Origin of the sequence: Gordonia westfalica (genome assembly GCF_900105725.1) — a bacterium.
Taxonomy (GTDB): domain Bacteria; phylum Actinomycetota; class Actinomycetes; order Mycobacteriales; family Mycobacteriaceae; genus Gordonia; species Gordonia westfalica.
In genome coordinates this window covers 2229534-2255004 of the sequence record NZ_FNLM01000034.1, presented here as the reverse complement: position 1 = coordinate 2255004, position 25471 = coordinate 2229534, and the positions used below count along the sequence as shown (strand labels likewise).

General features: G+C 65.3%; 22 protein-coding genes, 1 tRNA gene, 1 pseudogene and 2 other annotated features. Of the genes and pseudogenes, 11 read left to right on the top strand and 13 right to left on the bottom strand.

The annotated features are described in order from the left end of the window. Positions 1-114: 114 nt before the first annotated feature. Together BLU62_RS15685 and BLU62_RS15680 are read left to right on the top strand one after the other, a co-directional pair. Positions 115-1179, top strand: a complete 1065-nt coding sequence (locus BLU62_RS15685) for an ATP-binding cassette domain-containing protein (protein ID WP_074850505.1) — start codon at positions 115-117, stop codon at positions 1177-1179. Then, on the top strand, positions 1176-1940 hold the full coding sequence (locus tag BLU62_RS15680) for an ABC transporter permease (RefSeq protein ID WP_074850503.1): 765 nt from the start codon (positions 1176-1178) through the stop codon (positions 1938-1940). The genes BLU62_RS15685 and BLU62_RS15680 overlap by 4 nt, the downstream gene beginning before the upstream one ends. Before the next feature lie 113 nt (positions 1941-2053). On the opposite strand, the gene pth is transcribed toward BLU62_RS15680, so the two are convergent. Both pth and BLU62_RS15670 read right to left on the bottom strand, forming a co-directional pair. After that, a complete protein-coding gene (gene pth / locus BLU62_RS15675) occupies positions 2054-2620 on the bottom strand; it encodes an aminoacyl-tRNA hydrolase (RefSeq protein WP_074850502.1) in 567 nt (188 codons plus the stop codon). 46 nt (positions 2621-2666) lie between these two features. Beyond that, positions 2667-3293 carry a 50S ribosomal protein L25/general stress protein Ctc gene (locus BLU62_RS15670; protein WP_074850501.1) on the bottom strand — a complete coding sequence of 209 codons (627 nt, stop codon included), beginning with the start codon at positions 3291-3293 and terminating at the stop codon, positions 2667-2669. A 241-nt stretch (positions 3294-3534) separates the two neighbouring features. Between BLU62_RS15670 and BLU62_RS15665 the strand changes: the two genes are divergently transcribed. Beyond that, positions 3535-3981: a limonene-1,2-epoxide hydrolase family protein gene (locus BLU62_RS15665; RefSeq protein ID WP_074850500.1), complete on the top strand. Its 447-nt coding sequence runs from the start codon at positions 3535-3537 to the stop codon at positions 3979-3981. 8 nt (positions 3982-3989) lie between these two features. Here BLU62_RS15665 and BLU62_RS15660 read toward each other — a convergent pair whose 3' ends face one another. The 5 genes from BLU62_RS15660 to BLU62_RS15640 form a co-directional block, all read right to left on the bottom strand. After that, complete coding sequence (locus tag BLU62_RS15660) at positions 3990-4340, bottom strand: VOC family protein (protein WP_074850499.1); 351 nt, start codon at positions 4338-4340, stop codon at positions 3990-3992. 132 nt (positions 4341-4472) lie between these two features. Further along, positions 4473-4814 carry an arsenate reductase (glutaredoxin) gene (gene arsC / locus BLU62_RS15655; RefSeq protein ID WP_074852933.1) on the bottom strand — a complete coding sequence of 114 codons (342 nt, stop codon included), beginning with the start codon at positions 4812-4814 and terminating at the stop codon, positions 4473-4475. A gap of 88 nt (positions 4815-4902) precedes the next feature. Continuing rightward, positions 4903-5781, bottom strand: coding sequence for a catechol 1,2-dioxygenase (catA, locus tag BLU62_RS15650; protein WP_074850498.1), 879 nt, complete (start codon positions 5779-5781; stop codon positions 4903-4905). Between the two features lie 53 nt (positions 5782-5834). Continuing rightward, positions 5835-7475, bottom strand: a complete 1641-nt coding sequence (locus BLU62_RS15645; protein ID WP_074850497.1) for a 4-hydroxyphenylacetate 3-hydroxylase family protein — start codon at positions 7473-7475, stop codon at positions 5835-5837. Between the two features lie 41 nt (positions 7476-7516). Beyond that, the gene (locus BLU62_RS15640) at positions 7517-8086 is read right to left on the bottom strand and encodes a flavin reductase family protein (protein ID WP_074850496.1); all 570 of its coding nucleotides are present in this window, start codon (positions 8084-8086) and stop codon (positions 7517-7519) included. Between the two features lie 239 nt (positions 8087-8325). On the opposite strand from BLU62_RS15640, the gene BLU62_RS15635 reads away from it, so the two are divergent. Next, positions 8326-9273 (top strand): AraC family transcriptional regulator, encoded by a 948-nt coding sequence (locus BLU62_RS15635; RefSeq protein WP_074852932.1) that lies wholly within the window; start codon positions 8326-8328, stop codon positions 9271-9273. 60 nt (positions 9274-9333) lie between these two features. Here the strand turns inward: BLU62_RS15635 and BLU62_RS15630 are convergent, their stop codons facing one another. Both BLU62_RS15630 and glmU read right to left on the bottom strand, forming a co-directional pair. Then, a complete protein-coding gene (locus BLU62_RS15630; RefSeq protein WP_074850495.1) occupies positions 9334-10311 on the bottom strand; it encodes a ribose-phosphate diphosphokinase in 978 nt (325 codons plus the stop codon). A gap of 81 nt (positions 10312-10392) precedes the next feature. Next, positions 10393-11877 (bottom strand): bifunctional UDP-N-acetylglucosamine diphosphorylase/glucosamine-1-phosphate N-acetyltransferase GlmU, encoded by a 1485-nt coding sequence (gene glmU / locus BLU62_RS15625; RefSeq protein WP_074852931.1) that lies wholly within the window; start codon positions 11875-11877, stop codon positions 10393-10395. Positions 11878-12156: 279 nt separating this feature from the next. Here glmU and BLU62_RS15620 point away from each other — a divergent pair, with 279 nt between their 5' ends. Then, positions 12157-12912 carry an SDR family oxidoreductase gene (locus tag BLU62_RS15620; RefSeq protein WP_074850494.1) on the top strand — a complete coding sequence of 252 codons (756 nt, stop codon included), beginning with the start codon at positions 12157-12159 and terminating at the stop codon, positions 12910-12912. Positions 12913-13038: 126 nt separating this feature from the next. Further along, a tRNA-Gln gene (locus BLU62_RS15615) sits at positions 13039-13110 on the top strand. Between the two features lie 201 nt (positions 13111-13311). Here BLU62_RS15615 and BLU62_RS32540 read toward each other — a convergent pair. Then, a complete protein-coding gene (locus BLU62_RS32540) occupies positions 13312-14256 on the bottom strand; it encodes a hypothetical protein (protein ID WP_139180034.1) in 945 nt (314 codons plus the stop codon). 272 nt (positions 14257-14528) lie between these two features. Between BLU62_RS32540 and BLU62_RS15605 the strand changes: the two genes are divergently transcribed. Continuing rightward, a protein-coding gene (locus BLU62_RS15605; protein WP_099047860.1) for an IS3 family transposase occupies positions 14529-15829 on the top strand; the annotation gives its coding sequence in 2 pieces (ribosomal slippage) (positions 14529-14802 and positions 14802-15829; 1302 coding nt in all). Continuing rightward, positions 14801-14932: a sequence feature (AL1L pseudoknot), on the top strand. (Overlaps the previous gene by 132 nt.) Before the next feature lie 513 nt (positions 15830-16342). Next, entirely contained in the window at positions 16343-17311 is a 969-nt protein-coding gene (locus tag BLU62_RS15595; RefSeq protein WP_074850489.1) for a phospholipase D-like domain-containing protein, read from the top strand. Between the two features lie 604 nt (positions 17312-17915). Here BLU62_RS15595 and BLU62_RS15590 read toward each other — a convergent pair. Beyond that, positions 17916-19216, bottom strand: a protein-coding gene (locus BLU62_RS15590) for an IS3 family transposase (RefSeq protein ID WP_099047859.1) whose coding sequence is annotated in 2 segments (ribosomal slippage) — positions 17916-18943 and positions 18943-19216 — 1302 coding nt in all. Because the reading frame shifts where the segments join, the coding sequence is not laid out codon by codon here. After that, positions 18813-18944: a sequence feature (AL1L pseudoknot), on the bottom strand. (Overlaps the previous gene by 132 nt.) Positions 19217-19483: 267 nt before the next feature. Between BLU62_RS15590 and BLU62_RS15580 the strand changes: the two genes are divergently transcribed. Then, the gene (locus BLU62_RS15580) at positions 19484-20950 is read left to right on the top strand and encodes a hypothetical protein (protein WP_139180033.1); all 1467 of its coding nucleotides are present in this window, start codon (positions 19484-19486) and stop codon (positions 20948-20950) included. Between the two features lie 686 nt (positions 20951-21636). Here BLU62_RS15580 and BLU62_RS15575 read toward each other — a convergent pair. Together BLU62_RS15575 and BLU62_RS15570 are read right to left on the bottom strand one after the other, a co-directional pair. Continuing rightward, positions 21637-22668: pseudogene (locus BLU62_RS15575) on the bottom strand (NtaA/DmoA family FMN-dependent monooxygenase); the annotation flags it as partial. Continuing rightward, the gene (locus tag BLU62_RS15570) at positions 22665-23837 is read right to left on the bottom strand and encodes an LLM class flavin-dependent oxidoreductase (protein ID WP_074850484.1); all 1173 of its coding nucleotides are present in this window, start codon (positions 23835-23837) and stop codon (positions 22665-22667) included. The gene BLU62_RS15570 and the pseudogene BLU62_RS15575, both read right to left, overlap by 4 nt. A gap of 179 nt (positions 23838-24016) precedes the next feature. Between BLU62_RS15570 and BLU62_RS15565 the strand changes: the two genes are divergently transcribed. Continuing rightward, positions 24017-25147, top strand: a complete 1131-nt coding sequence (locus BLU62_RS15565) for an LLM class flavin-dependent oxidoreductase (RefSeq protein ID WP_074850482.1) — start codon at positions 24017-24019, stop codon at positions 25145-25147. Continuing rightward, entirely contained in the window at positions 25144-25332 is a 189-nt protein-coding gene (locus BLU62_RS32535) for a hypothetical protein (protein WP_139180032.1), read from the top strand. Before BLU62_RS15565 ends, BLU62_RS32535 begins: the two co-directional genes overlap by 4 nt. Positions 25333-25471 lie beyond the last annotated feature (139 nt).

The following is a 25471-nucleotide window of genomic DNA, read 5'->3' as shown; positions in this document are numbered from 1 at the left end:
GGCCGATTCGGATCTCCACGGCCGAAGCGGACCGAATGTGTCCTCATTGCGATGAAAACTGGGGCGCAGATCGGTCGAAACCTCACGGCAGGCCGGAATAGAAGGGGAGTCCGCATGATTCACGCACGCGGTTTGGTCCAGGTGTTCCACACCGGGAAAGGCAAGAAGAAGCGCGAGGTGCGAGCCGTCGACGGCGTCGACCTCGACATCGCCGAGGGGGAGGTGGTCGGCTTCCTCGGGGCCAACGGCGCGGGAAAGACGACCACGCTGAGGATGCTGACGACGCTGCTGCGGCCCACCGCGGGCACTGCAACGGTCAACGGCTACGACGTCGTCGCCGACCCGGTGTCAGTTCGACGCAGCATCGGCTACGTGTCCCAGGCCGGAGGCACGTTCAGCCAGGCGCAGGCCGGGGACGAGATCGTCGACCACGGGATGCTCTACGGGCTCTCGCGAGCCGAGGCGACCCGACGCGGCCGGGCGCTGTTCTCGGAGCTGCAGCTCGACGGCCTGTGGGAACGGATGCCCAAGAACATGTCCGGCGGTCAGAAGCGCCGCCTCGACATCGTGATGGGGCTCGTCCACCAACCGTCGCTGGTGTTCCTCGACGAGCCGACGACGGGCCTCGACCCGCAGGCCCGCGCCAACCTGTGGGAGCACATCCGCAGGTTGCGGACCGAACGCGGCGCGACGGTGTTCCTCACGACGCACTATCTCGACGAGGCGGACGAACTCTCGGACCGGATCCTCATCATCGACAACGGCCGGATCGTCGCCGCGGACACCCCCGACAACCTCAAAGCGCAGGTCTCCGGCGATCTGGTGGCCCTCGAGGTCGCCGACGCCGCCGCGGTCACGACGGCGGCGGAGAGACTCGCCTCGGTCGGTGGCGGCAACGGCGGCGGCCGGATCGAGGTGGACGGACGCCATGTCCGCGGCCGGGTGCCGCGCGCGGGCCGGGCGGTACCGGGCCTGCTCCGAGACCTCGACGCGTCGGGGATCTCGCTGGATTCCATCGAGGTCATCCGGCCGACCCTCGACGACGTGTTCCTCACCCTCACCGGCCGCTCGCTGCGCGACGCGGAGACCGAACGTGATCCCGTGGAAATCGAACCTGCCTCCGCCGCAACCACTTCCGACGAGTCCACCCGACGCACCGAGCAGGAGGTCGCCCGATGAACAGCTTCTTCCGTGACAGCACCATCGTGTTCCGGCGCCAGATCCGGATGAACCTGCGCAATCCCGCCTGGGTCCTGATCGGCGTCATGCAGCCGATCCTCTACCTGCTGCTGTTCGGCCCGTTGCTCAAGCCGCTGGTGGCGCAGTTCCCCGGCGGCGCGGACAACCCGTACACCTTCCTGGTGCCGGGACTTCTCGTGCAGCTGGGACTGTTCGGGGCGTTGTTCGCCGGCTTCAGCCTGATCGGCGAATGGCGTGAGGGTGTCATCGAGGCCGAGCGGGTCACCCCGGCGAGCCGGACGGCGCTGCTCGCCGGTCGTCTGATGCGCGACATGCTGCAGTTGCTGGTGCAGGCCCTGATCCTGGTGATCCTCGGCTACGCCATGGGCATGCGTGGGTCGATCGTCGGCGTGATCCTCGGCATCCTCATCACACTGCTCATCGGCGGTGCGTGCGCCGCGGCGTCGAACGCCCTGGCGCTGACGACGAAGAGCGAGGATGTGATGGCCCCGCTCATCAACATGGTGATGATGCCGGTGCTGTTGCTGTCCGGAATCCTGCTGCCGATGACGCTCGGGCCGGGATGGTTGCAGGGATTGAGCGACTTCATGCCGTTCCGCTGGATCGTCGACGCCGTGCGCGACACCTTCGGCGGCGACCTCGCGAGCGCTCAGGTCCTGTGGGGAGTTCTCGCCTCACTCATCCTGGCGAGCCTCGGAACCTGGTGGGGTACTTCGGTGTTCCGCAAGGAGAACGCCTGACCCGTTCGCTCCCTGAGGTGCGAGGAGCGTAAGCGACGAGCCACGAACGGCTGGTGAGCACATCTCGTCAGCCCTTCGTGGCTCGCTGCGCTCGCACCTCAGGGAGCGGGGGACTACCAGGCGTGCACGGTGTTCTGTGCGCTCTCCAGATCCTGGGAGACGAGCAGTTCGATGGCGTCGCACCCGTTGCGGATCATCAGCTCGACCTCGGCCCGGTCCGCGGACGGGAACGGCTTCAGCACGAAGTCGGCGGGGTCCTGCCGGCCGGGCGGACGGCCGATGCCCATCCGCACACGCAGATAGTCGCGGGTGCCCATGACCCGGCTGATCGACCGCAGCCCGTTGTGGCCGCCCTCGCCGCCGCCGCGTTTGAGTCGTACCGCACCGAAGTCGATGTCGAGTTCGTCGTGAACGACGATCAGGTCGGCAGGCGCGACGGAATAGAACTTGGCCAGCGGGCCGATCTGCCGGCCGGACTCGTTCATGTAGACGCGTGGCTTGGCCACGAGAACAGACTGGCCGCCGAGGCGGACCTCGGCGACCTCCGCACCGGATTTCTTGTGAACCTTCCAGCGCTCGCCTGCCGAGTCGACGAGGCCGTCGGCGACCATCGCGCCGACGTTGTGCCTCGTCTTCTCGTACTTGGACCCGGGATTACCGAGTCCGACAATCAGTTTCACCACTGATTCGATCTCACCACTCGGGTCGAGCAGTTCGGGGGTCGGATTACTCCGACTCCGCGGGAGCCTCGGCAGCCTCACCCTCGGCACCTTCGGTGGCGTCGGCGTCGGACTCGGTGGCCGCGGCCTGGGCCTCGTTGACGGCGACGATCAGGGTCTCCGGATCGGCGATCAGGGTGACGCCCTCCGGCAGGTCCAGGTCGGAAGCGTGGATGGAGGTGCCGGCCTCGGCGCCCTCGACGCTGACGACGATCTGCTCGGGGATCGACAGGGCGTCGGCCTCGACCTCGACGACGCTGGCGTCGGAGACGACGAGGGTGCCGGGAGCGGCGTCACCCTCGACGACGATGGCGACCTCGACGGTCACCTTCTCGCCGCGGCGGACGATGAGGAGGTCGGCGTGCTCGATGTAGTTGCGGATCGGGTGGACGTCGACCTGCTTGGTCAGCGCGAGCTGGCTGGTGCCCTCGATGTCGAGATCGATGATCGCGTTGAGGCCGTTGTTACGCAGGATCGCGGCGAAGTCGCGGGCCGGGAGGTGCAGGTGCTGCGGGTCGGTGCCGTGGCCGTAGAGCACGGCGGGAACCTTGCCCTCGCGACGTGCGCGGCGAGCGGCGCCCTTGCCCTTCTCGGTGCGGGTGCTGACAGCCAGCTTGGAGGCCTGAGTAGCCATGGTGATCTCCTCTGATCAGTGGTTGCGGTCGTTCGTCCGTCGCGACGAGCAACGGGCACGGATTCCGACCGCGGACACCCACCGGGCCACATGCGGGCACCAGAGGAGACTGCGATGGTCGCGCCGATCACGGTGACTGGGTCACCCTCGCCGAGACAACGGTGGCAAGGATAGTCGACGACCTGCCGAGATGTCACATCGCCCCACGTGGACGGCCGGATCCACGGCATACTGGGCTGCCATGACCTCACAGACCCCGATCGAGATCGTGACGACACTCCTCGACGCGTTCGCGCGCGACGACACCTCGGCCGCGCTCGCGACGATCGACGACGACATCGCCTACACCAACGTGTCGCTGCCGACCATCTACGGCAAGAAGAAAGTCGCCGGAGTGCTGGGCGGCGTCGCGAGCAAGTCCTGGATCAACTTCAACTACCGCATGATCAACGTGAGCGCCGACGAGGCGGGCGTCGTGTTGACCGAACGCATCGACGAGCTGCGCTTCGGGCGACTGCACCTGCAGTTCTGGGTGTGCGGACGCTTCGAGATCCGCGAGGGCCGGATCGCGGTGTGGCGCGATTACTTCGACTATTTCGCCATGACCAAGGGACTCCTGCGCGGCGTCGCAGCTCTCGCGGTCCCGGCCCTGCAGAAGCCGCTACCGGCGCCGGTGCTCGCTCAGTAGTCGGCCGGCTAGCGGTTCAGCGGGCTGTAGAACACCAGCCCGTTGCCCTGGTTGTCGTACACCACGGCACGACGTTCGTGTGCGTCGTCGTAGGGGCCCTTGACGATGGCGCCGCCGTCGGCCTCGATCGCCTTCGCGGCGGCGTCGACGTCGGCGGTCTTGATGCCGACGACGACCTTGCCGGGGATCGGGTGGTCGACCGCGGTGGCGAGGGCGATCGTCACCGGGCCGCCGTCGAGTGCGGCGAAGTGGGCGCCGTCGCGGAACTTCAGCGACATGCCCAGCGTCTCGGTGTAGAACTTGATCGATTCGTCCAGGTTCTCGGTGGACAGGATGATCATCTTGGCTTCGTAGCTCATGTGTCCGATGCTAGCGAGGATCGGTGATCGCCGAAACACCTGAATCGCGTTCTGGCACAGAGCTGTACAAATCGGTCGCCGATCGGGTCATCCGTGCGACCAAAGTCCCGGATTCCCGGGACCGACGCCCCTTCAGAGAATCTCGTCGAGCTTCTCGAACGGCCGCGGGATGCGGGTTCCCTTGTCGGTCACCACGATCGGACGCTCGACGAGGACGGGGTGAGAGACCATCGCGTCGAGGATCTGATCATCGGTCGCCGACGCGAGGTCCAGCTCCTTGTCGAGCGCCTCGCGCTTGCGAACGGCCTCCGACGGGGTGAGTCCGGCGTCGGCGAACAACTGCACGAGCTGCTCGCGCGTGTACGGCTCGTCGAGATACTTGACGACGGTCGGCTCGATGCCGGCGTCGCGGAGTGCCTGCAGCGTCTTGCGCGAGGTCGAGCACTTCGGGTTGTGATAGATCGTCGCATCCACGAAATACACCGTACCCAGCGCAAAGCGGTCCGGGTTCCAGAGGGGGAGAACCCGGACCGCTCGCGAACCCGTTCTGCGGGTGAGATCGCTACTCGGGATCGAGTGCGAAGTCGTACTGCACGACGTTCCGACCGTCCTCGTCCGGCTTGGGGTCGAGGAGCAGCTCCGGCTTGGTCGCCGAGGCGACGTCGCTGTCGAGCCAGTCGCCACCCGCGAAGTACAGCTGCGTGACGATCGGATGCCGGCCCTTGGCCGAGACCCGCAGATGCAGGTGCGCGGGTCGCCAGGGGTGCCAGCCGGCGGTCTCGATGAACTTGCCGGTCGGTCCGTCGGTCGGGATCTGGTACGGCGCGGGCTGGATGGTGGTGATCTCGTAGCGGCCTTGACCGTCGGTCACGACCGTGCCGCGCAGATTCCAGGCCGGGAGGTGCGGCGCGAACCCCGAGTAGTAGCCCTCGGCGTCGGCGTGCCAGATCTCGATCGTCGCGCCGGCCATCGGGCTGCCGTCGAGGTCGGTGACCTGGCCGTGCATCACGAACGGCGTCTCGCGGGCGTCGACGCTGCGCATCGGGAGGGTGCAGCGTGCGGGCAGCAGCGGGGAGTCGGGGAGGTAGTACGGGCCCTCGATGCTTCCCTTGGTGCCCTGGTACTTCCGCGAGTTGACCTCCTCGATGTCGTGTTCGACGAACACGTCGAGCAGAAGCGGCCACTCACCACCCTCGCCGACGTCGATGAGCCACTGCTTGAGGACCCGGTACTCGTCGTAGGTGATCTCGTACTTGTCGATCAACGCGCTGAAACCGGCGAAGGCCTCGGATGCGATGGCCGACAAGCGTTCCGGCGAGGTGTCGGCGGTGAACCGGTGGCCGGCGAAGGCTGCGGTAGCGGCGCTGCCGGAACCGGCGGCGGTCGGCGAGTCGACGCTGGGGGACTCGACGGGGGCCGGGGGTCGTTCGATGGTGGTCATGTTGTCTCCTGGTTCGAAAGCTGTGTATTCGAGAAGAGCTGTGCGAGAAAGCGTCAGCGGTTCCCGAAGTAGCTGACGTCGTCGTTGCCGATGAGATCGGGCACGGTCCAGCCGTCGAGGTCGTACTCGGACAGGCACTGCTCGGCGAGACCCTTCATCTCCCCGACGGTGCCGCGGGCATCGGCGAACATGAGGAGCTCGGCCTTGACGCCCTCGTGGTTCCCGGCGTAGTTGCGCTCGTAGAGCTCGTGACGGCCGCCGAACTCGCTGCCGATCGAATCCCACAGGGCCTTCATGACCTTCACGCGATCGACGGCCATGATGCCGTCGGAGCCGCGGACGTACTTGTCGAGGTAGGGGCGGACGTCGGGGCTCTTGAAGTCCGCCGAGCTCGACGGCAGGTAGATCAGACCCGACGCGACGTCCTGCTCGATGATCTCCTTCACACGCGGGTAGCCCTGCTGGGCGAACATGCGGTAGGTCAGGCCGTACTCGAGCTTCGGGATGACGGTGTCACCGATCCACGGCTCCGGGTTGTTCACCATGGCATCGCTCAACGACCAGAACAGGTTTCGCCAGCCGATGACCTCACCGACGCGGGTCTGCACGCCGCGGAACCCGCCGGCGCCGGTGCAGTCGAGTGCCTTCATGAGCAGACCGGCGATGAAGTCCAGCTTCACCGCGAGGCGGGTGCACCCCTGCAGGGTGAAGCGGGGGAGGAAGCCGGACTGCGGGAAGAAGGCGTTGATCTTGTCGACGTCGCCGTACATGAAGACGTTCTCCCACGGCACGAGCACCTTGTCGAAGACGAAGATGGTGTCGTTCTCGTCCATGCGGCTCGACAGCGGGTAGTCGAACGGTGTGCCCATCACGGCGGCCTGCTGGGTGTACGACGACCGGCAGATGAGCTTCACGCCCGGTGCGTCCATCGGGACGGTGCAGATCAGGGCGAACTGCTTCTTCTTGATGGGCAGGCCGTAGTGGGAGATGAAGTTGTAGTTGGTGATCGCCGAACCCGTCGCGACGACCTTGGCGCCGGAGACGATGAGGCCGGCGTCGGTCTCCTTCTCCACCTTCATGAACACGTCGCCCACCTCGTCGGGCGGCAGCTGACGGTCGACCGGCGGGTTGATGATCGCGTGGTTCCAGTACAGGACCTTCTCCTGCGACTCCTTGTACCACCGCTCGGCGTTGGCCTGGAACGGTGCGTACAGCTCGGAGTTGGCGTGCAGCGTGCCGAGGAAGCTGGCCTTGTAATCGGGGCTGCGGCCCATCCAGCCGTACGTCATCCGCGCCCAGGTGGCGATGGCGTCGCGGTCGGCGCGCAGGTCGTCGGCCGATTTCGGTGCGCGGAAGAACGGCATGGTCACGCCGCCGTTGCCGGTGTCGGTGGGGGCGGTGACCTTGTCCTTGGTGGCCGGGTCGTGCATCGCGTCGTAGAGGCGCGCGGTCATCCGGATCGGGTTTCGGAAGGCCTCGTGGGTGGTCACGTCCTTGACACGCTCACCGTTGAGCCAGATCTCGCGGTCGTCGCGCAGTGACTCGATGTACTCGTCACCCGTCATCGGCCTCGTGGCGAAGTTCTCGGTGCGGTTGGCCTCGGAGTCGGCGGCGACGTTCACCTTCGACCGGTCGACGGTGGCGGTCTCGGTGCCAGTGGTCTCGGTTTCGGGGGCGATGTCGGTTGCGGTCATGATGGTCCTCACTTCGGTTGTGCGGCAGATGGTCTGGTTGATCAGGAAACGGCGGAGAGCGGCACGCAGCTCGGGGTGAACCGGGCGGTCGCGTCGAACCAGCGACTGTGCGGGTCGTCGAGGCTGCCGCAGTAGGCGGCGGCGCCCGAGGTGTCGCCGAGGTCGTGGAACTTGCTGCGGTAGAACAGGAGCGGCTCGGCCTCGGTGTCGACGACGGCGTCGACGATCTCGCCGACGTAGATGACGTGGTCGCCACCGTCGTACGACGCCCAGGGATTGCAGATCAGCGTCGCGGCGGTGTCGGCGAGTGCCGGGACGAGCCAGTCCGAGCTCCATTCCGGACCGTGCTCCTGCGGCTTGCCGGCGAAGTGCATGGCGGTGTCGAGCTGATCCGACTTGAGGATGTTCACCGCGAACGGGGCGTCGTCGAGGAAGCCGCACGCCTTGGACTTGCGGGTCAGCGTCACCTGGCACAGGCGGGGTTCGATCGAGATCGGGGTGAACGCGGTGACCGTCGCGCCATGCGGCGTGCCCTCGTCGTTCGCGCAGGTGATGACGGTGACGCCGGTGGCGAACTGTCCGAAGATGTTGCGCATCGTGCGTTGGTCCATGGGGATCAGCTCCTTCGTTCTCGGTAGCGGCTGATGTGGCGGTGCGACCAAACGTATGACTGCGGTCACATTGCGTCGATCCGCTTAGCGAAGCGTCGATCCGGTCTGCGCAACGATGCGATCTGGGTCGCTTCCGATCGACAGAAGTGACTGCTGTCACAGCTAGGCTGGACCTCGTGAGGGGAGATACGCCCGCGTCGGGGCCGCACGCAGGGGTGCCGGTGTCGCAGCAGACGCCGATGCCTCGTCGAGTGGTGGGCTCGGGGATGGCCGATTGGGACGAGGTCCACGAGGTCGTCGCGGACGCCTATTTCCCCCATGAGCTGCGACCGTTGTCCCGCGACGACGCCTCCCACTACCGTCTGGAATCCACTGCTATCGGTTCGACGGTGCTCGCCCGGATCGGCTTCGGCGCGGATGTCTCGATCGACACCGACCATCCGGGAGCCTGGGCGATCAACGTGCCGCTGTCCGGCAGCATCGCCTCGGTCACCGACGGCCGGGAGATCGTCTCCGGACCGGGTCAGGCGACGCTCAACCCGCCCGACACCCCGACGGTCATCACCAACTGGAGCAAGTCCTGCGAGATCATCGGATTCAAGATCGAGCGCGATTACCTACAGCGCGAGATCGACCGGATCGCGGGTCGTCCGGGCAGGTCGTTGACCCGTCAGCTGGACCTGCGCACGGGCGCCGGCGCCGAATGGCTGGGGCTGCTGCGGTCGGCGCGACAGCAGGTCGCGTTCTCCGACGGCCTGCTGCTCCGGAATCCGCGGATGGCCGAGCAGCTCGGCGGCATGCTGACGACGGCACTGGTGCTCGCGGCGCTACCGGAGACCGACGACCCGATGGCCGGTACCCGTCCCCGCATGGTCAAACGGGTCATCGACGCCATCCACGCCGACCCTGCTCGACCGTGGACAGTCGGCGAACTGGCGGAGATCGGGACGGTCAGCGCCCGCCGCCTGCAGCAGGGATTCCGCGAGTGCGTCGGGTTGAGTCCCATGGAATACGTGCTCGACGTCCGGCTCGAATGCATCCACAACGACCTGATGACCTGCGGCGGAACCTCGACCGTCACCGACATCGCCACCCGCTGGGGTGTCATGCACACCGGCCGGTTCGCCGCGGCCTACCGACGCAAATACGGTGTCGCGCCGTCGGAGACGCGCCGGAGGTCGGGATAGACACCGCGCCCGGATGTTCGTGTGAACATCCGGGCGCGGTGTTGAGAGGGGACAGATAGACTAGGCGATTCCGTCGAACAGGCTTGTGACCGAACCGTTTTCGAAGACCTCGCGGATCGTCTGCGCGAGCAGCGGGGCGATCGACAGGACGGTGAGGTTCTCGAAGCGCTTGTCCTCGGGGATGGGCAGCGTGTCGGTCGCGATGACCTCCTTGGCGCCGCAGGCGGCGAGGCGCTCGGCGGCCGGGTCGGAGAAGACGCCGTGGGTGGTGGCGATGATGACGTCGCCGGCGCCGGCCTCCTTGAGGACGCGGACCGCGCCGGCGATGGTGCCGCCGGTGTCGATCATGTCGTCGATCAGGACGCAGGTGCGTCCCTCGACCTCACCGACCACGCGGTTCGACTTGACCTGGTTGGGCACCAGCGGGTCGCGGGTCTTGTGGATGAAGGCCAGGGGAGCGCCGCTGAGGGCGTCGGCCCACTTCTCGGCGACGCGCACACGACCGGAGTCCGGCGACACGACGGTGATGTTGTCGGTGCCGTAGTTGTCGCAGACATAGCCGGCGAGCTGGCCGAGGGCGTGCATGTGGTCGACCGGGCCGTCGAAGAAGCCCTGGATCTGGTCGGTGTGCAGGTCGACGGTGATGATGCGGTCGGCGCCGGCGGTCTTGAGCAGGTCGGCGACGAGCCGGCCCGAGATGGGCTCGCGTCCGCGGTGCTTCTTGTCCTGGCGGGCGTAGGGGTAGAACGGCAGGATCACGCTGATGCGCTTGGCCGAACCGCGCTTGAGAGCGTCGATCATGATCAGCGCCTCCATGACCCACTGGTTCAGCGGGTAGGGGCAGCTCTGCAGGACGAACGCGTCCGAGCCGCGCACGGACTCCTCGAAACGGACGAACAGCTCGCCGTTGGCGAAGTCGCGTGCCGTCTGGGGGGTCACCTTGATGCCCAGTTCGTCGGCGACTGCTTCAGCCAGTTCGGGGTGGGCACGACCAGAGAACAGCATCAGGTTCTTCTGGTTGTCGGTGGTCCAGGTCATGAAACTCTTCTGTCCGTTCGGTCGATCTATGGGTCGATCAGTTGGGCTGCCTGCCGCGAACGGCAGGAGTTCTCGGGTCCGTTATGCGGACCCGGAGTTCTTGTCGCGTGCCTCGGCAGCCTTGTCGCGTGCCTCGAGTGCCGCTCGTGCCGCCGCGGTGTCGGGTCGTTTGGTGACAACCCAGTCCTCGATGACACGTTGTGCTCCCGCCGAGACCGCGAGGGCTCCCGGCGGTACATTTTGCCGCACGACGGTTCCGGCGCCGGTGTATGCCCCGTCGCCGACGCTCACCGGCGCGACGAACATGTTGTCCGAGCCGGTCCGGCAGTGGTCGCCGATGACCGTGCGGTGCTTGTTCACGCCGTCGTAGTTGACGAAGACGCTCGACGCCCCGATGTTGGAGTGCTCGCCGATCGTGGCGTCGCCGACGTAGGTGAGGTGCGGAACCTTGGAGCCGTCGCCGATGATTGCGTTCTTGGTCTCGACGAAGGTGCCGATCTTGCCCGCGACGCCGAGCACGGTGCCCGGTCGCAGGTAGGCGAACGGGCCGACGGTGGCGTCGCCGCCGATGACCGCGTCGCTGCCGTGGGTGCGGATGACCTGGGCGCCTTCGCCGACGGTGACGTCGTTGAGTGTGGTGTCGGGTCCGACGACCGCGTCGGCCGCGATGTGGGTGCGTCCGTACAGCTGGGTGCCGGGTTCGATGCGCACGTCTGCCTCGATCGTCACGTCGACGTCGATCCAGGTGGTCGCCGGGTCGACGATCGTCACGCCGTCGACCTGGTGGCGGCGGATGATCCGGCGGTTGAGCTCGGCGCCGAGGTCGGCGAGCTGCGCGCGGTCGTTGCAGCCGGCGACGAGGACGGGGTCGGCGACGGTGAACCCGCGAACGGCCTGACCGGCGTCGCGGGCGATCTCGACGATGTCGGTCAGATAGAACTCGCCCTGGACGTTGTCGGTCGACAGCTTCGAGAGCCCGTCCCGCAGGGCGTCGGCGTCGACGGCGTAGACACCGGCATTGACCTCGGTGATCGCGCGCTCTGCTTCGGATGCGTCCTTGTGCTCGACGATCGCGCGGACCGTGTCGTCGTCGGCGCGGATGATGCGCCCGTAGCCGGTCGGATCGTCGGCGACGAAGCTGGTGAGCGTCACCGCGGCACCACCGTCGGCGGTGTGGGTGTCGATGAGGCCGCGCAGGGTGTCGGCGTCGAGGAGCGGGACGTCGGCGGCGGTCACGATGACCGTTCCGCGGAACGTTTCGGGCAGGCCGGTGAGTCCGACGCGGGCGGCGTCGCCGGTGCCGCGGGGCTCGTCCTGTTCGGCTATCGCGATGTCGCGGCCCAGTTCGGCGGCGATGTCGGCGACGGCGGCGGAGACCCGTTCACGTTCGTGGCTGACCACGACGACCAGATGGTCGGGGTCGATGCCCGACGTGCCGTGCAGGGCGTGGCCCAGAAGCGACCGGCCGGCCATCGTGTGGAGGATTTTCGGGGTCTTGGACTTCATGCGGGTACCGGCACCCGCGGCCAGCACGATCACGGCCACAGATGGCGACGTTCCCGACATCGAATGCCCACCCTCTTCCTTCATCGGTGTTCACGTCGGGTGCGATCCTACGCATCGGTAGCGCAGTGCAATCACGCGCCGCACCGTTTCCCGGCGATACGGTGCTCCTCACGTGATGGAACACACTTCCGCGAACACACCTGATAGAACACAAGGGACCGCGTTACCCCGAGCGTTCGATCGGTGCGCCTTGAGCGTGCGGCTTCGACGCACAGCGGGGAGCGGACCACACAGGTGCGCCGGGCGTCCCGGCGCGCACATCGACCAACGGAGGTATGAATGAGCACGCAGAAGACTGCGATCGTCACCGGCGCCGCACGGGGTATCGGTGCTGCCGTGGCCAAGCGGCTGGCCGACGACGGCCTGGCCGTGGCCGTCCTGGACCTCGACGCCGATGCCTGCGCCGACACCGTCAAGGCCATCACCGACAAGGGCGGCAAGGCCATCGCCGTGGGCGCGAACGTCGCCGACGAGGCGTCGGTGCAGGGAGCTGTCGAGAAGGTCGCCGCCGAGCTCGGTGCGCCGACCGTCGTCGTCAACAACGCCGGCATCACCCGCGACAACCTGCTGTTCAAGATGACCGTCGACGACTGGGACGCCGTCATGGCCGTCCACCTGCGCGGCGCCTTCAACGTCACCAAGGCCGCCCAGAAGTACATGGTCGACGCCGGCTGGGGCCGCGTCGTCAACCTGTCGAGCACCTCGGCGCTCGGCAACCGCGGTCAGGTCAACTACTCGGCCGCCAAGGCCGGCATGCAGGGCTTCACCAAGACCCTGGCCATCGAGCTGGGCAAGTTCGGCGTCACCGCCAACGCCATCGCCCCGGGTTTCATCGAGACCGAGATGACCGCCGCCACCGCCGAGCGCATCGGCGTCCCCTTCGAGGACTTCAAGAAGGCCTCGGCAGCCCAGATCCCGGTGAACCGCGTCGGCGTCCCCGAGGACATCGCCCACACCGCCTCGTTCTTCATCAGCGAGGGTGCAGGCTTCGTCTCCGGTCAGGTCGTCTACGTGGCCGGTGGCCCGAAGGACTGACGACTCCCAGACCTCATTTCGACGCTGCGACCTCGATCGAAGTCGCAGCGTCGAAATGAAGTCGTGCTGACGAGAGTGCCCGGGTCGTCGCGCCGGAGGCCTGTGGCACAATCGTCAGCGCAGTATTCCCCCATGGTGTAATCGGCAACACTTCTGATTTTGGTTCAGGCATTCCAGGTTCGAGTCCTGGTGGGGGAGCAACGGGTTGTTTGCAGAACTGACGGCCCCATGTTTGCGGAACTCGCCGCAGGCGCCTCGCGGCACAAAAAACCCGCTTGAACTGGGCGTTCGAGCGGGTTTGTGCTTGCATGACGTTGGACTTCAGCTTGCCTGGGTGCGGGAATCTGCGGCCTGCAACGACCTCTGCCGTCCCGCGGATGGGCGGGGCGGGTTGCAGGCCTAGCTGTCGCGGTCTGGTCCGGCGCGGGATGCTAAACCGTCAGTTGTGCTTCGCGAGTACTCCGACAGCGTGTGCCTTCGCCTGCGGCCATCGTTTGATGGTTTGCTACGTGGTGTTGTGGAGTGATCTGTGTCGTGCGATGCGCGTTCGCGTAGGTAGCTGCGGATCTTGCTGACATTGATGGCGGCAATCATCAGGGCCGCGAAGATAGTCTGCGCGGCGCGACCTCGGACTCGTCGGCGGCCTGGTGAGGCGAATGCCGCGGTCGCGTCGTTCTTGAGTAGGCCGTTGAGGCCTTCGATTGTGTTGCGTGGTGAGTGGTAGAGCTTCCGCCATTCGGAGGTCTTGTAGGGGACCTTCTGTCCATATTTGAGGCCGTGCTCGGGCCCGAAGGAGACGGACTCCTTGTTGGTACAGATTCGTGGGGGCACGTCTGGCACGTTCGTTGTCGGCGGTAGGGATGGCAGTCCGAGTTCTGCTTTGCCTGCCCGTGGCTTGAGCGCGCAGCTTACGGTGGGTGCGGGACCAGCTGCGGGGCAACGCATTACAACGACACCATTGGCGTCGGGGCTTGACTTCTGTTGGAGTTGGTAACGGCGACGTTCTTCGATTCGAGCCAAGTACACCTCCTCGCTAGTCCTGTTCTCTCGAAAATCGATTGAGGCATTAGCGAGAGCGTCGGGTAGGCAGGGGCCGTATGCGACACCTTCGACATACAACGCACCAGCATGCTGTTCCTTGATGCCGAGCTGGTCTTTGCGGTAGTCGCTGACGACGGCGATCCCGCGCGCCTTCAGAGGTCCTTGGAGCTTGGTGACATCGGTGCTGGGCGCGTATGCGCGGTCCCCCACAAACAGGGTCAGTCGATGTCCTCGATCGATCATTGAATCGATTGCCGCCATGGCATTTTCGGCGGGGCGCGCGGCAGGTTTATCGATCGACATTCCAACGGCGAGAAGTGGATGTGGACCAGCCTCGCCAAGAGGGTTTGCCGCAACCGCGATCGTTGTCTCGTAGGCCCAATCGGCCTTCCGGACGTCTTTGCCTGAAGGTTGTCTGCCATTGGCTGTGACCCCTGACTCGCTGTGGTCCTCGGTGGTTCGTACGTACCACGCGGCGTCGTACTCCGGCGTACACTTCGCGGTCGGGTCCTTCTTGGCCTTTGAATCACCCCAGGTTTGATACCGCTTCCTTCTGAGTCAGGAAGGATGAGCACATGCCTAAGAAAATCGACCCGGAGGTCCGTTCGAGGGCCTTGCGGTTGCTGGAGGCCCACGGCGGCGAGTACACGTCGTTGACTGCCGCGGCCGAAGCGATCGCCAAGCAGGTCGGTGTCGGCGGAGAGACGGTACGTCGATGGGCCGTACAAGCCCAGATCGATGCCGGCGCCCGCTCCGGGACCACTACGAAGGAGTCCGCCGAGATCAAGCGCCTCAAGGCCGAGAACAAGCAGTTACGAGAAGACGTTGCCATTCTGAAAGCAGCGACAACTTTCTTCGCGGGGGAACTCGACCCCCGCAACCGATGATCGTGGCGTTCATAGATCAGATGCGCGCCAACGGGTTTGCGGTCGAGTCGATCTGCCGGGTCCTGCGTGGGCAGGGCTGCCAGATTGCCGCACGAACCTACCGGGCATGGCGATCACGCACGCCTGCCGCATGGACGGTCTCTGATGCCCACGTCGTCGATGCGGTGCGCACTGTCGTCTGGCGCACCGGTGACGACGGCCGGCGGAAGATGACTCCCGAGGGCCTCTACGGGCGGGTGAAGATGCGCGCCCATCTGCATCGCACAACTCTGCCTGGGGTGTTCTATGGCGCCGTTGATCGAGCGATGAAAGTGATAGGCCACCAAGGAATTCGACGGTCGAAGGGAGTCCGAACGACCGTCAGATCCGCTGATGGTGTCCGCGCGGAGGATCTGTTGAACCGACAGTTCAGTGCTGCCGAACCGAACCGGGTTTGGGTGACCGATTTCACCTACTGCCGGACCTGGGCTGGGTGGGTGTATGTGGTGTTCATCATCGACGTGTTCTCCCGTCGAATCGTGGCATGGCACGCCTCGACATCGAAGTCGGTGGAGTTGGTGACAGTCCCGCTTCGGATGGCACTGTGGCAGCGCAATCGGGAAGGGCATCCGGTGAAAGCTGCTGAGCTTATTCATCATTCGGATGCCGGAAGTCAGTACACATCGGTTACACTGACTGAGCGTCTGCGACTCGAAGACATCGCAGCGTCGATCGGATCGGTCGGGGACGCCTACGACAACGCGCTGGCCGAGTCGGTGAACGGCTTGTACAAGACCGAGTGCATCCGGACCACGATCTTCCACTCCGGCCCGTACCGGACGATCTCCGACGTCGAGTTCGCGACCGCTGGTTGGGTCGACTGGTACAACAACAGCAGGTTGCACTCGAGTATTGGCCATATTCCCCCGACCGAGTTCGAAACGCTCCACTACGCTGGCCTCGGCCCCGAGGACCAGCCCACATTGGAGGCGGCACAAAACCTGGGGTGATTCAGGGAGCCTCAACTGCTGTGCTTATCATGCTGGTTTCCGCCTCACGCATCCATTGTCGCCCACGGGGAGCATTTGAAGACTGTCCTGTAGTGAGAGTCGCAGATTAGCCCATGAGTGCGACATCCTTCCGACAGCACAGGGAGTATGCGTCGGTCAGTCAGATGCGGTGGCGGTCACCGGTGGTAGGCGAGCGTCAGATCGACGGTGGCATCCGTGCGGCGTTGGGATGCCTCCGAGGCATCGCTGCCTTCATTCGCGCCTCAACGGAACACAAGGCCAAACTCGCCCGCGAATTCGCGGAGAACGAGCACGGTTGCCAGATAATTGGCTGACGACCGCCGATCGACGAGGGTTCGTGTGCCCGTGCGCGTGCATCGAAGCTGGGTGCCCCTGATGCTCAATGGCGACGTTCGCGCTCCTACGCGCCCGACGCGAGTCTGCCCTTGTTCCTCGACTGTGCTGAAGCTGATCTGTGTTCGGGCCACGGCCTCCGCTTGCTAGGTTCGCTCCGTGACAGTCCACAGCAGCGCTGCCGATCTACTATTCACAGCCCTCCGGGACGCGGGCGGCGATGTGCTGCTCGCGAGTCCGTACCTGACGCGAGACATCGCGCGGCGTCTCGCCGCCATAGCCGAGACCAGCGCGCATGACTGGCTACTTGTGACTCGGCTCGATGCGCCCGCAGTCGCGAACGGCTACCTCAGCGTGGAGGGCCTCGGAGTCCTGCTGGGCGTGGGGGTACGAATCGTTGACTGCGCTCGCCTGCACGCGAAGGCGTACCTCGTCGGAGACGGCTTCGGCCTGGTCGGCTCGGCAAACCTAACGGGTTCCGGGCTAGGTACCACAACCGCGACGAATCTGGAGCTGTCCGTTCGACTCGACCCAGCTGAAGTCCCGGGCGTTCGCAATAAGCTCCTTGCATGGGCTGGGGGCGGTAAGAACGTCGACTCCGTACGCCTTGAAGCGCTCGCAGCGGAGGCAGCGGCGCTGCCCAAGGCGAAGCCAGCCCCGCCGACAGGCACCGCAGCGGTCGCACCGACTACGGCTGACGTCGAACAACTTCTTGCCGACGCCCGTGACCGCAGGCTGTGGGCGAAGGGGCATTACGGCGATCCACACCCAGACGAATGGCGGGCAGAGAGTTGGTTCTCGAGTTCAAAGAAGGCTCGACCGACCTTCGCGGTCTCCGACCTTGTGTTGGTCTACTCGGTGGACGCACCCGGTGTGTACGCGGTGGTCGAGATAATCGATGAGGCGGTGCACGATCCGGAGTTCGTCACGGCGCAGACTGGCTCGGAGGAGGAAGGGGAACGGTGGCCGTACGTCAATCGGACGACGCCGCGCTTGGTGCCTGACGACCTCGCGCTGGTTACGGCGGAGCAGCTAGGTTTCTCCGGGCGAGGGCTCCAGAACGGCCACAAAAAGCTCTCCCTGAGTGAGTTCGCGGCGGCTGTGCGCGCGCTGGCGGATGGACTGTGAGTCCCGATTGGTGCCCTGAATTCCCTACCGATCGTAGCCGTTTGCGCAGTTCACCGAGCGAATCTGCATCCCGAAAGTTGACCCACCGTTGATTCATTGCTCACGCACTGCCCTCCGCCGAGCGCGATGTCGCTGTTCACCGCGCATTCGCCGGACCCACTGGACTGGAGCACACCGAGGCCGATAGCTCAAAACGAGCGCAAAGCCACGAGAAGTACACTCCGGCGAGGTTCGCTGTCGCACTGCCTTTCCGCTACGAAGCTGTCGGTCGTGAAGCTGGACCTCTGCGGGAGGCGCGCCAATCCCTGGAAAGCGGCGAAGACTGGCTGAGTCCTGCGTGGTCCCGCAGCTCTGACCTGGAAAATGGACAAGATCTGCGGCTTGCATGGACAACGCGACACACGCCGGTGAACGGTGGTCTGACGGCCTCATGTTTGCGGAACTCGCTACGGCCGCCTTGCGTACTACTAAGCGAGGGGTCTTGCCCGACCGCGCTACGGCTTCGCGGCCGCCGCTCGGCAATCACGACGAACACGATCAATCAGCCGCTTACGGTCAGTCAGGATGTCGAGCAAATACACCATCGGCACCAGGACGATATGAATCACCCCAGGTTTTGTGCCGCCTCCAATGTGGGCTGGTCCTCGGGGCCGAGGCCAGCGTAGTGGAGCGTTTCGAACTCGGTCGGGGGAATATGGCCAATACTCGAGTGCAACCTGCTGTTGTTGTACCAGTCGACCCAACCAGCGGTCGCGAACTCGACGTCGGAGATCGTCCGGTACGGGCCGGAGTGGAAGATCGTGGTCCGGATGCACTCGGTCTTGTACAAGCCGTTCACCGACTCGGCCAGCGCGTTGTCGTAGGCGTCCCCGACCGATCCGATCGACGCTGCGATGTCTTCGAGTCGCAGACGCTCAGTCAGTGTAACCGATGTGTACTGACTTCCGGCATCCGAATGATGAATAAGCTCAGCAGCTTTCACCGGATGCCCTTCCCGATTGCGCTGCCACAGTGCCATCCGAAGCGGGACTGTCACCAACTCCACCGACTTCGATGTCGAGGCGTGCCATGCCACGATTCGACGGGAGAACACGTCGATGATGAACACCACATACACCCACCCAGCCCAGGTCCGGCAGTAGGTGAAATCGGTCACCCAAACCCGGTTCGGTTCGGCAGCACTGAACTGTCGGTTCAACAGATCCTCCGCGCGGACACCATCAGCGGATCTGACGGTCGTTCGGACTCCCTTCGACCGTCGAATTCCTTGGTGGCCTAACACTTTCATCGCTCGATCAACGGCGCCATAGAACACCCCAGGCAGAGTTGTGCGATGCAGATGGGCGCGCATCTTCACCCGCCCGTAGAGGCCCTCGGGAGTCATCTTCCGCCGGCCGTCGTCACCGGTGCGCCAGACGACAGTGCGCACCGCATCGACGACGTGGGCATCAGAGACCGTCCATGCGGCAGGCGTGCGTGATCGCCATGCCCGGTAGGTTCGTGCGGCAATCTGGCAGCCCTGCCCACGCAGGACCCGGCAGATCGACTCGACCGCAAACCCGTTGGCGCGCATCTGATCTATGAACGCCACGATCATCGGTTGCGGGGGTCGAGTTCCCCCGCGAAGAAAGTTGTCGCTGCTTTCAGAATGGCAACGTCTTCTCGTAACTGCTTGTTCTCGGCCTTGAGGCGCTTGATCTCGGCGGACTCCTTCGTAGTGGTCCCGGAGCGGGCGCCGGCATCGATCTGGGCTTGTACGGCCCATCGACGTACCGTCTCTCCGCCGACACCGACCTGCTTGGCGATCGCTTCGGCCGCGGCAGTCAACGACGTGTACTCGCCGCCGTGGGCCTCCAGCAACCGCAAGGCCCTCGAACGGACCTCCGGGTCGATTTTCTTAGGCATGTGCTCATCCTTCCTGACTCAGAGGAAGCGGTATCAAACCTGGGGTGATTCATCCAGGCCGCCCGGCAATACCCACACGCCCACACCCCACCACAGGACCCATTGACACAAACCCTCATAGGCTGCTCAGGCCATCCCCAGCGCTCGTCCAATTTCGTGCTACGACCGCGGTCTGCTCGCAGCTCGTGTACTGCATTCTCATTCGCTTGGCATATCTCGCCCGCGCCATCACGCTGGGCGACCCTTGACCGACCGTAGGATTCGAGCATGGAACGATCCTGCGTGGATTTCGCGCCTGCCTGGGTTGCTGAGACACTGTGCGAACCGTTCGGTGAGTCACCTGATCAGGGCGGTTCGTTCGCTGTTCAGTTCGCGATTCAATGGGCCTGGATACTCGTTGTCGTCGCGTTGGTCTGGATCGCGCTTGGTCTAACCTGGGAGCTCGCGTCCCGGCGCTTTGGCGGTCGAATCCGCGCCCGTTCGGAACGTCGTGTGCAATCTGCTATGACTCTCAAGGACTTCAGGACAAACGCCGTTGTAACACGATTTTGGTCCGAGGCCTTGCGGCGTAGTCGATGGTGGACGGGCATCGGCTATGCCTCAGGGGAAAAGGACCCCGACCATGCTCGTCGTCCCGTGCCGGTGGTGGTGAAAGGCGTCGTTGTTGGCGTGCTTTCCTTCTTGCTCGCCAGCCCGTTCGGTATTCTCACAGGGGTTCTCGCGTTGGGAATCGTCGTAACTCAACGTGGGGGGATTGGCATTGACCTGCTTGGCTGGCTGCAAGACCGTCCGATCGCCCAGGTCTCGGTCGCGGTCGCCGCTATTGGTCTCGCTATAGCCGGTACCAGCCTTGTTGCCTCACGTACCTCCCCGCATACGCGCGGCCTCACGAAATGGCGCACCGATAAGGCCGCCGAGGAGTTCGAACGCCTGGATCACCTCCGCAAGGGTGCTGTCGAGATGGACGAGATTCTTAGAGAAGGAATTAAAGACTGGTACCGCGTCTGCTTTCAGGGGTACGACCTCCCGATGCTGGACAGGACGAAGGGCTGGCCCGGTGCAAGTGAGAAACTCTCGCAAACGCGGTTCCTTCGCGACTACGCAGCCATCGCGAAGATCGTGGAGAACGTTCCAGACCCGTTCAGCTTCACTCGCGATGTTAGGCGATCGCTGCCGCGCGATGCATGGCTGTATTTGATTGAGCTGGGGTTTGGCGACGATCCGGGAGCGCTAATGATTCGCTCGCGCTGGTCTTGTGAGGCATACGTTCAAACGGCAATTGCCCACGCCGGGAGGGACGATCTCTATTCGCTTGCGGACAGGATTGCGACCGAAGCCCGACGCCTGCTCGACAATGCACCGTCCGCATCGCCGGAGCCACGTATCACCGAGAAGCTCAACTCCATTGCAACGATGCTCGCGCAAGTCGCGCGCCGGATGTCGAGCTGCGATCGATCAGTGGCACTGAGTCCGCTGGGTCGTGAGACCGAAGAGGCGATGAGTGCATTGCACGGAGTGAAGGACGTCGTCGACGACGACTACAACATTCTGCTCGATTGGTGTCTCGGCGTTCGACATCTCGTCGACGCCTTGGAGCTTCTCGATGGCGGAATGCGGACATCGATGAGCTCACTGTGCGAGCTCCAGCTAATCACGGAGGCATGTCATCGATCACTACAACAGCATCTGTGGCCTGAAAGCAGGCTGCAGCGACTCCGCGCACGCCTGAGCTAAGGGTGAGGAGTACGTTCAGCGGCCCACCACCGGGAACCTCGCTGCGTTCACACGACGTCGACAGGCGGTCACACGGGTCTTGCCTGAGGTGGCCGCGCATTCCGCAGCTCTGACCTGCGGTTTGGACAAGAACCGAGAGTTACACGACAAGTCGGTGAACGGTGGTGCTATCGGTGCTGGTGGGTCAGTTGTGCAAATAGCCCGCAACGGTAAACTCGCTGGTAGCAGCCGGTTTCGGCTCCAGTGCGTAACTGGCTCGTGCACTATCTGACCTCCGAAGCGAGTCGCCCCGAACAGTGCTCGCAACACCGATTGAGGCCTCGGACACACCGGAGGCTCATTCCGATGCGCCGGCATCAGTCGTTTCGGCGGCTCCGACATCCGCATTCGCGCTCAGCGCCTTCTGCCTCATCCCTCTTGTTGCCGTGGCGTGCTGTGCCGCGTTTTGCTGGCACGAATACGACCCTCCTGGGATAGCCCAGGACGGTCGGTTGCCTGACGCGATGCCGCGTGGAAAAACGTAGGGAGGAATACCGCCTATGCCTGAGGGGCAGATACCGCCATGTTTCGGTGGCGGAGCGAAATCTGCCGTTCCTCAGAGTGGCAGCCACGACGGCCACCAGTCGGGCTTGCCTCCGTTACACCAGATCTCGGTCATGCTGTCGGGGTCGTAGTTCCACGCAACCGCTCCCCAGACGACCAGGCACGCCGCCACGAGTGCGACGGCGGGTGCGAGATAGGAGACCGGGATCCACTTGTGGCAGTGGACCGTCTGGGTCGTGATCGGAGAGGTCGCGGTTCCACAGTTGTTCGAGGAATTTGATCGCGGTCTGGCCGCTCACCTGCTGTAACCGGACCTCGTGGGCGAGTTCGGCGGCCTGCGAGTCGGTGTCGCCGACGACGAATGTCGCCGCGGGCAACACGAGCAACTCCTCGGGTCGACGACCGTACGCGGACAGTCGCCGCTTCACGTCGGCGTAGAACGCGCGACCGGCGTCGTAGGTGGCGTGCCGGGAGAAGATGGCGTCGGCCGTGGCCGCCGCGAACTCTCGTCCCTCGTCGGAGTCGCCGGCCTGGAAGATGACCGGACGACCCTGCGGCGGTCGTGGTGCGGCGAAGTGTCCGCGGATGTCGAATTGCGAACTCCGGAACTCGAATTCACCGGCATCGTCACGTGCCAGGAAGCGGCCGGAGGTCTTGTCGGCGATGATGTCGTCGTCGCGCCACGAATCCCACAGGACGGCGGCGGCGTCGAGGAACTCCTTGGCCCGGGCATAACGCTGGTCCTCCGGTAGGTACCCGCCGCGGCGGAAGTTCTCGCCGGTGAACTCGTCCCACGAGGTCACGACATTCCACGCGGCGCGACCGCCGGACAGGTGGTCGAGGGTTGCGAATTGCCGTGCGACGTCGACGGGTTCGTTGAAGGTGGAGTTGATGGTGCCGGTGAGGCCGAGGTGTTCGGTGACGGCCGCAAGGGCGGAGAGGACGGTGAACGTGTCGGGCCGGCCCACGACGTCGAGGTCGTAGATGAGCCCGTTCTGCTCCCGCAGTCGGAGACCCTCGGCGAGAAAGAAGAAGTCGAACTTGCCCCGCTCGGCGGTCTGCGCGAGATGCACGAACGAGTCGAACTCGATCTGGCTGCCGGAGGCGGGATCGCTCCAGACCGTGGTGTTGTTGACGCCGGGGAAGTGGGCGGCGAGATGAACCTGCTTGGTCATGCGACTCCGGCCTTTCCGGTGGTGAAACGGTTGAGCGGTCGGGGCAGGCCGAAGCGTTCGCGAAGGCTCCGATCGTCGTAGTGGTTGCGGAACAGATTGCGGCGCTGCAGTTCCGGGACCACCGCTCGGGTGATGGAGTGCAGATCATCCGGCAGGACCGCGGGATGCAGACGGACGCCGCGGATGCCGTCGACCGACAACCACTGTTCGATCTCGTCGGCGAGATCTGCCGCGGTCCCGACGACGGGGACGATGTCGGGCGTGAACGACGTCCCCGCCCACTCGTCGAGCTGCGCCAACCGTTCGTCGGCGCCGCGACGCGACTCGCCGAGGACGACGAACAGGTCGACGAGAACGAGGACGGGATCGTCCGGTGAACGTTCGGCGGCGTTGTGCGCCTTCGTGATCGCGGCGACGGCACGAGCGGCGTCGTCGGCGTCGCGCGGGGCGATGAAACCGAGGTCGGCGACGCGTCCGATCACCGGCAGGTCGGCGGCATGTGCGGCCGCCGTCGCGATGATCGGTTGGCCCTGGGGTGGACGAGGCGTGATCGACGGGCCGCGCACGGAGAATTGCATGCCCCGGAAGTCGATGTAGTGCAGCTTCTCCCGGTCGACGAACCGTCCCGTCGCGACGTCCCGGATCTCGGCATCGTCCTCCCACGAATCCCACAGCAGTCGGAGAACCGTCGCGAAGTCGGATGCCTCCGCGGCGAGCTCGCCGAGCACGGCCGGATCGTCGGGGAACCGGCGACGCCCAAACAGAGCGGCTTCATCGGGATCGGGGGTCGTGCGCAGGACGACGCCCGCCCGACCGCTGCTGACGTAGTCGAGCGTGGCGATGGCTTTCGATACGTGGAACGGTTCGGTGTGCGTCGCGGTCGCGGTCGGGAGGAGTCCGATGTGCCGCGTGGCCGGTGCCAGCCGTGATGCCAGCAGCAGGGAGTCGAGTCGGCCCACCGCCCGGTCGGTTCGCGCTCGTCCGGGGTGCAGTTCGAACGCGTCGGTGAACGTGACGAGGTCGGGGAGCCCGGCCTCGGCGTCGGCGATCAGTGACCGCCAGTAGGTGGCCGTGGTGAGCGCGTCAGGTCTGGCGCCCGGAGCGCGCCACGAACCGGGATGGGACCCGGTCTGATCCAGGGCGACTGCCACGTGCAGGGGGTCGCTCATCGGTCCTCCGTCTCGTCGGTCTGCTCGGGTGCGGCACAACCCGTCATCGCCACGAACGTCTCGGCCGTCGAGAAGGATTCCGACGCACCTTGATCCGATCCCGCTGGGTCAAACCCTTCCGCGAGCGGCGATGACCATGCTTCCTGGTGGGGTCAGCGTCACATCAGCGGAGGAGCGCCATGTCATCAGTCGCGGCGATCCCGCTGTCCGTGCTGGATCTGGCGCCCGTCGTCGACGGTTCGGACGCGCCTACCGCGATCCGACGCGGCGTCGAACTCGCACGTCATGCCGAGCGGCTCGGTTATCGGCGGTACTGGCTGGCCGAACACCATTTCGTCGCTGTTGCCAGCTCGTCGACGACGACGCTCATCGGCCTGATCGCCGCAGCCACCGACTCGATCCGGGTCGGTTCGGCAGCGGTTCAGAGCGGCCTGCACACCCCGGTCTCGGTCGTCGAGGCCTTCGGCACCATCGACGCGCTGTATCCCGGTCGCCTCGACCTGGGGCTCGGGCGGTCTGCCCAGCGGCGCACGGAGATCGCATCGGGTAGCCGTCCGCCCACCACGCCACAACCCGACCAGATCGTCGACGGCCTGCTGATCCCGTCGCCGTTCCCGGTCGAGAAGCTCCTCGGGTCGCCGCGCGTCGTCGCGGCCTACGAGGCCTCACAGTTCGAGGGTGCACAACCACCGGACTTCGACGACGCCGTCGGCGACGTGATCGCCTTGCTCGACGGGTATTTCCGCCACGGCGAGATCCCGTTGACCGCGGTACCGGGACGCGGCGCCGACGTGCAGGTCTGGATCTTCGGCAGCAGCAAGGGGCAGAGCGCACAGACGGCCGGGGCGCGCGGATTGCCGTTCGTCGCCAACTATCACGTCAGTCCCAGCACGGTCCTCGAGGCGGTCGAGGCCTATCGCAGTGCGTTCCGTCCCTCGGCCGGGCTCGCCGGACCCTACGTCGTCGTATCGGCGGATGTGGTTGTCGCCGAGGATGATGCGACCGCGCAGCACCGTGCGTCGACCTATGGGCACTGGGTTCACAGCATCCGGAGCGGTGCAGGCGCGGCTCCCTACCTCAACCCGGACACTGCTCCCGCGCTCGACGACGATCAGCGCGCGATCGTCGACGACCGGATCCGCACGCAGTTCGTCGGATCGCCCGAGACCGTCGTCGACGGATTACGCACCTTGGCACGGGTCACGGAAGCCGACGAACTCGTGATCACGAGCGTCACCCATGACTTCGACCATCGCCTGCAGTCGCATGAACTGCTCGCCCGCGCATGGGGATTGGAAGGTACACGATGACCGATCACGCCGCGTGGTCCGCCGGCGCCTCTCGGGGCCGCTTGCGTCACTCGCTCGCGGCATTTGTCGCGGACTTCCTGTGCCGCCTCGACGCCGACACCCTCGCCGCTGCTGCCGCTCTGCATCCGGAAGCGCCGCGGACGCCGATGCCGTTAAATGGCCAGGGTTCCCTACGGCGGTACTGAGCCCTCGCTGTTGTGGTCGGCGGGTTAGGTGTTCGGGTCGCCAGCCCTTCGAGGCTCGTCGCTTGCGCTCCTCGCACCTCAGGGAGCAGAGGCTCGTCGCTTGCGCTCCTCGCACCTCAGGCAGCAGACCTGGGCGCGT